Source organism: Flavobacteriales bacterium, assembly GCA_021296215.1.
In the GTDB taxonomy this organism is placed as follows: domain Bacteria; phylum Bacteroidota; class Bacteroidia; order Flavobacteriales; family ECT2AJA-044; genus ECT2AJA-044.
Map to the genome: position 1 here is coordinate 1 of JAGWBA010000110.1, position 4,476 is coordinate 4,476.

7 protein-coding genes are annotated in these 4,476 nt (G+C 48.2%); 4 read left to right on the forward strand and 3 right to left on the reverse strand.

Annotated features, from left to right (window positions below):
* Positions 1 to 234: 234 nt before the first annotated feature.
* Entirely contained in the window at positions 235 to 1,152 is a 918-nt protein-coding gene (locus tag J4F31_12015) for an aminotransferase class IV (protein MCE2497281.1), read from the reverse strand.
* The gene (locus J4F31_12020) at positions 1,145 to 1,876 is read right to left on the reverse strand and encodes a sulfotransferase family protein (GenBank protein MCE2497282.1); all 732 of its coding nucleotides are present in this window, start codon (positions 1,874 to 1,876) and stop codon (positions 1,145 to 1,147) included. Before J4F31_12020 ends, J4F31_12015 begins: the two co-directional genes overlap by 8 nt.
* Before the next feature lie 108 nt (positions 1,877 to 1,984).
* On the opposite strand from J4F31_12020, the gene J4F31_12025 reads away from it, so the two are divergent.
* The 4 genes from J4F31_12025 to J4F31_12040 are packed head-to-tail and all read left to right on the forward strand — an operon-like array spanning position 1,985 to position 4,025.
* Positions 1,985 to 2,440, forward strand: a complete 456-nt coding sequence (locus tag J4F31_12025) for a hypothetical protein (GenBank protein MCE2497283.1) — start codon at positions 1,985 to 1,987, stop codon at positions 2,438 to 2,440.
* 46 nt (positions 2,441 to 2,486) lie between these two features.
* The gene (locus tag J4F31_12030) at positions 2,487 to 3,161 is read left to right on the forward strand and encodes a DUF1211 domain-containing protein (GenBank protein MCE2497284.1); all 675 of its coding nucleotides are present in this window, start codon (positions 2,487 to 2,489) and stop codon (positions 3,159 to 3,161) included.
* Complete coding sequence (locus tag J4F31_12035; GenBank protein ID MCE2497285.1) at positions 3,158 to 3,745, forward strand: hypothetical protein; 588 nt, start codon at positions 3,158 to 3,160, stop codon at positions 3,743 to 3,745. The genes J4F31_12030 and J4F31_12035 overlap by 4 nt, the downstream gene beginning before the upstream one ends.
* Positions 3,735 to 4,025, forward strand: coding sequence for a transcriptional regulator (locus tag J4F31_12040; protein ID MCE2497286.1), 291 nt, complete (start codon positions 3,735 to 3,737; stop codon positions 4,023 to 4,025). The genes J4F31_12035 and J4F31_12040 overlap by 11 nt, the downstream gene beginning before the upstream one ends.
* Before the next feature lie 172 nt (positions 4,026 to 4,197).
* Here the strand turns inward: J4F31_12040 and J4F31_12045 are convergent, their stop codons facing one another.
* Positions 4,198 to 4,314: a four helix bundle protein gene (locus J4F31_12045; GenBank protein ID MCE2497287.1), complete on the reverse strand. Its 117-nt coding sequence runs from the start codon at positions 4,312 to 4,314 to the stop codon at positions 4,198 to 4,200.
* Between the last annotated feature and the right edge of the window lie 162 nt (positions 4,315 to 4,476).

Sequence of the window (4,476 nt, forward strand, 5' to 3'; positions counted from 1 at the left end):
TCTTGTAAGCCGGCTTTCGATATTTCTTGCTTTTTCATATCACTAAGTTAAGTGACACACTTTTCTGAACAGACTCTCCCGGGCGGGAGTTGAGGGTGGAATCGTTAATCGAAACATAAGAACTTCAATAGCCCAATCAATAGCCGGAGCCAAAGTTAAAGCTAAAGCTTATAGCCTATGGCTTAGAGCCCACGGCTCACTGCCATGGGCCAGTGGCCAACTAAGAACTCAACACTAAGAACTAAGAACTATAGATTCTCCCTCCGTAGCCGTAAGCTCAGTGTACCAGGATTGAAATTGCTCTGTAATGGGGCCTACGCGGCCAGTACCTATTCGTCGACCATCGATTTCGGCGACTGGACTCACCTCGCCCATGGATCCGGTAGTGAAGCATTCGTCGGCCGTATACAGTTCGGTAATGCTCAGGTTCTTTTCGCCGTGCGGGAATTTCTTTTCCGCTGCGATTCTCAGAATGGTCGCTCTTGTTATACCCGGTAGACAGGCATCGGCAAAGGGAGTAAATAGCTTTCCGTCCTTTACGATGAAGAGGTTCATGGCATTGGTTTCAGAGGCGAATCCATATAGATCGAGCATCACCGCATCATCGACTCCCGCGACGTTGGCTTCGATCTTTGCCAGTATATTATTAATGAGGTTATTGTGGTGGATCTTGGAATCAATGCACATGGGCGGATTTCTTCTGATACTCGAAGAAATAAGCCGAAGCATTTTACCGTCGAAGATCTTCTTTTTCCATTCGGCTAGCACGATCAGGGAGCAACCGTACTTGTTCCAATGCGGACTCATGCCGCTCGTGACCTTTCGACCTCGGGTCAAGGTGAGTCGAATATGGGTTTCGTCCATCTGACCGTTGACCTCCAGGGTCTTAAATACCGCACGCTTCACATCGTCCCGACTAGGGACCCCTTCAAAAGCCATGGCATGCGCGCTGTGAAATAGGCGATCGAGATGCTCTTCAAATTTAAATATGCGTCCATTATAGACTCTTAGTCCCTCCCAAACGGCGTCGCCCCCCTGAACGACGCTGTCGAAGACAGATATTTTGGCTTCGTCGCGAGGGTAAAGGTTCCCGTCGATCCAGACCATTATTTCGCGGTTTCGTTCATCGGGTAAAGGAATGTATTCAGGCATGCACTGAGGAGTTAATTGCGTGTTCGTAAAGGGCATCGTAATGTGGTTTGCAGGTGCGCAATAGCGGTGCCAGAAAGTCGGGCATGGGCTCTGTTTTATGGTGGTAGGGCTGAAACCCGGTGCTTGTATGGAGGTTGTGGTACCAGTAGGGTGCCCAAGGACCGTCTTCGGGTCGCGGACCCGCAGGCCAGGAAAGCATGGACACCTCGAATGGGATCTGGAAACGCTCACAAACGAGCTTGAGAATGCCCTGCGGATTGATTAGTAGATTCCGGGAGTCAATAACAAGCGAATCCTCACCTTTGCTTTGTAACTCGGTAAAAAGTTGATGCTGCCTTTCGTAAGCCGTGTCGAGTAGGGTAGGGTGCGGGATTTGCTTGATCAGGGTCGGAAGCATTTGTTCTGGATCCCGAATGAGGAAAATGTTAGAAAGACTTTCTAAAAAACTGTGATCTCGGATTCCTTCGAGATGATGTGTCATATTCTTGACGAATAGAACCTTTGAATCATATTGCGTGGAGGTGAATCGTTCGATACAACTGTCGACATCGAGATCGAGCTCCTCCATCAAATGCTCGCGACCCGGATGATCCACTCCGGTGCGGACCAGATACGGACCGTACAAAGGTTCGTCGATAACGGATGTATCGGACCGCTGCGCAAAGCTGTACATCAGTGCTGTGCTGACATTTCGAGGTCCGGACCAAAGGCATATTCTTTTCATTGGCTGTGGCAGTAAGCTCAAATCTGCATAAAATTTTGCTTTAATCAATTTGGTTTATAAAGTAAACAAGTTTATATTTGAACCGAAACAAACACAAATCCAATGATTATGGAACGCTTAACACTTACCCTTTTAGCTCTGTTGATAGGGCTTCCCTTGCTACAAGCACAGAACGTCGAGGCCGATTTTGGTTGGATGAATGGCCTGTGGAAGGGAAGTGGATGGGTCATGGACCCACAAACTCGTGAAACGACCGAATTCCTTCAGTTCGAAGATATCGAGTTCGGGGCCGGCAATACCGTAGTGATAATTCAGGGAACGGGGAAGGACGTTGAAACGAAGGAAGTGGTCTTTTCGGCCGCAGGCCTCTTGTTCTGGGATCGTGAGGTCAAATCCTGCAAGATTCACGCATTTACGCAGCGCGATGGCGGAGTCATCGCCGATATCGATCTCAAAGAGCCTGGATTCTTCACATGGGGGTTCGATGTGCCCGGTGGAAGGGTTGAATACGATGTGGATGCGCGAAACGGTACCCGGGTTGAACAAGGTTTCTTTAAACCCTAGGACTCCAATGAGCGCTATCCCTTTATGCAAATGACCGTAGAAAAATATGAAGCCATTGATTAAAACCGGAGCCTCTCGGCTCGAAGCGTTCTCTGACGCAGTATTCGCCTTTTCGGCGACGCTATTGGTCGTCTCCCTCGAGGTGCCCGAAAGCTTTGCCGATCTTCTAGACAACCTGCGTGGATTCTTGGCCTTCGGACTCAGTTTCATGGCCTTGTTGTTGATCTGGGATGTTCATCGGGCCTATTTCGACAGGTTTCCGGTGGTCACGAGTGGAGTCAAATTTTGGAATTTCGTATTGCTGTCCGTGGTGCTTTACTACGTGTATCCCATGAAATTTCTCGCCACGAATTTCATCAACGGATTTCTGGGCTTCGACCGTTCACACGCCGCAAACCTCACGTGGAATGAGTTCCTCGAGGTGTTCGTTTGGTACGGAATCGGCTTCGCCGCTCTAACCCTCTGCATAAGCATGATGTACTTCTCATCGGCCCGCAGGGCCAAAAAAAACAGGGAAAAGGAAATGGCATACACCGGAAACCTGTATGAGAGGCACTACGCCATTTTCGTGCTGGTCGGACTGCTAAGTATTGTGCTGGCTCCTACCGGAATTGGAGGGCGAATAGCTGTGCCGGGCCGGATCTATGGAATATTGGGGCTACTGTGTTATGCGCACGGCCGTTGGAGCGAAAAATTTGAACCAGAAAAAATTGAAACATGAAACAAGAAGAATTAACCCATGAAGAAAGTCTCCGCCTAATCGGCGGGATGATCAAGACTGCGCAAAATAGGTTGACCGACAACAGTTCACACTACCTGCTGTGGGGATATTTAGTGACCTTGGCGGCAGTAATCCATTATGTGCTCATTCAAATGGGAATCCCGGAACTGGCGTGGGTTCCTTGGCCGATTTTGATGTCCGCGGGCGGAATAATTGCCGGGTTCATGGGATATCGGCAAGGCAAGAAGTCGACCGTTACCACCTACACCGACCGTTTAATGGCTTATCTGTGGGGTGGGATGGTCGTGGTAATGCTCGCTTTGTTGGTGCAAGGGGCACGGATGGGCTGGGATGAGGTCTATCCCATTTTATTTTTGCTGTGGGGTTGGGCATTGTTCGTATCGGGCGGAATGGTTCGATTTATGCCGTTGATGTGGGGAGGTGTTTTTAATTGGGCAATGGGTATTTTTGCCTTTTATCAATCCTTTGAGGTGCAATTGTTATTGATCGCCACCTCGATGATCGCCACCTACCTCATTCCTGGTTATATGCTTCGACTTAAGTTTAAAAAGGATGCTGCCTGATCTCGATCCCTTACTTCACAATCAGCTCCGGCTTTCTATCATGTCGCTATTGATCGGAGTCGAAAAGGCCGATTTCAATTTCCTACTCGAAAAAACAGGTGCTTCGCGAGGTAATCTCAGCATACAGATCAAGAAGCTCAAAGAATCGAACTACATCTCCGTGGAGAAGTCCTTTGTGAATAACTACCCCAAGACGGAGTGTTTCGTGACCAAAGCGGGCATAAAGGCCTTTGAGGGTTATGTGGCCGGGATTTCGACTTATTTGAAGCCGAAATCTTAGTTCTTAGTTTTGAGTTCTTAGTTCTAAGTTGCGTTCTTTCACTTTCTTCCCCAACGTTAATCGTTTTTACGATTGAGGTAGGCATACGGCATAATTGGGAGCATTCGTCTTGAAGGGTCGAAAGCCCCGGAATGTTCAAGTCCAAGTCTTCTGATTTTTGGAAGATATCGATCTAGTACAAGCTCTCTCGAGCTTCTTTGGATGCTATACTCATTTTATTCACGAAATCTTTGCGACGTACTGCGGCAGAGGCTTCACGAATATTGGCTCCAATACTTGTCGAAGATATAAGAAATTGATCAGCTAAGACAAACGGGGCACGTCCATTTTGTGGGGAGCGTTTGAAGAATTGCTACATTTCGTTCAAAAGATATGGGGGATTTGGTATTGGAAGCCCCGGGGCATGTTTTTCCGAGTGAGCTATTGGAGTACTTCACAATCGTAGAGTCGG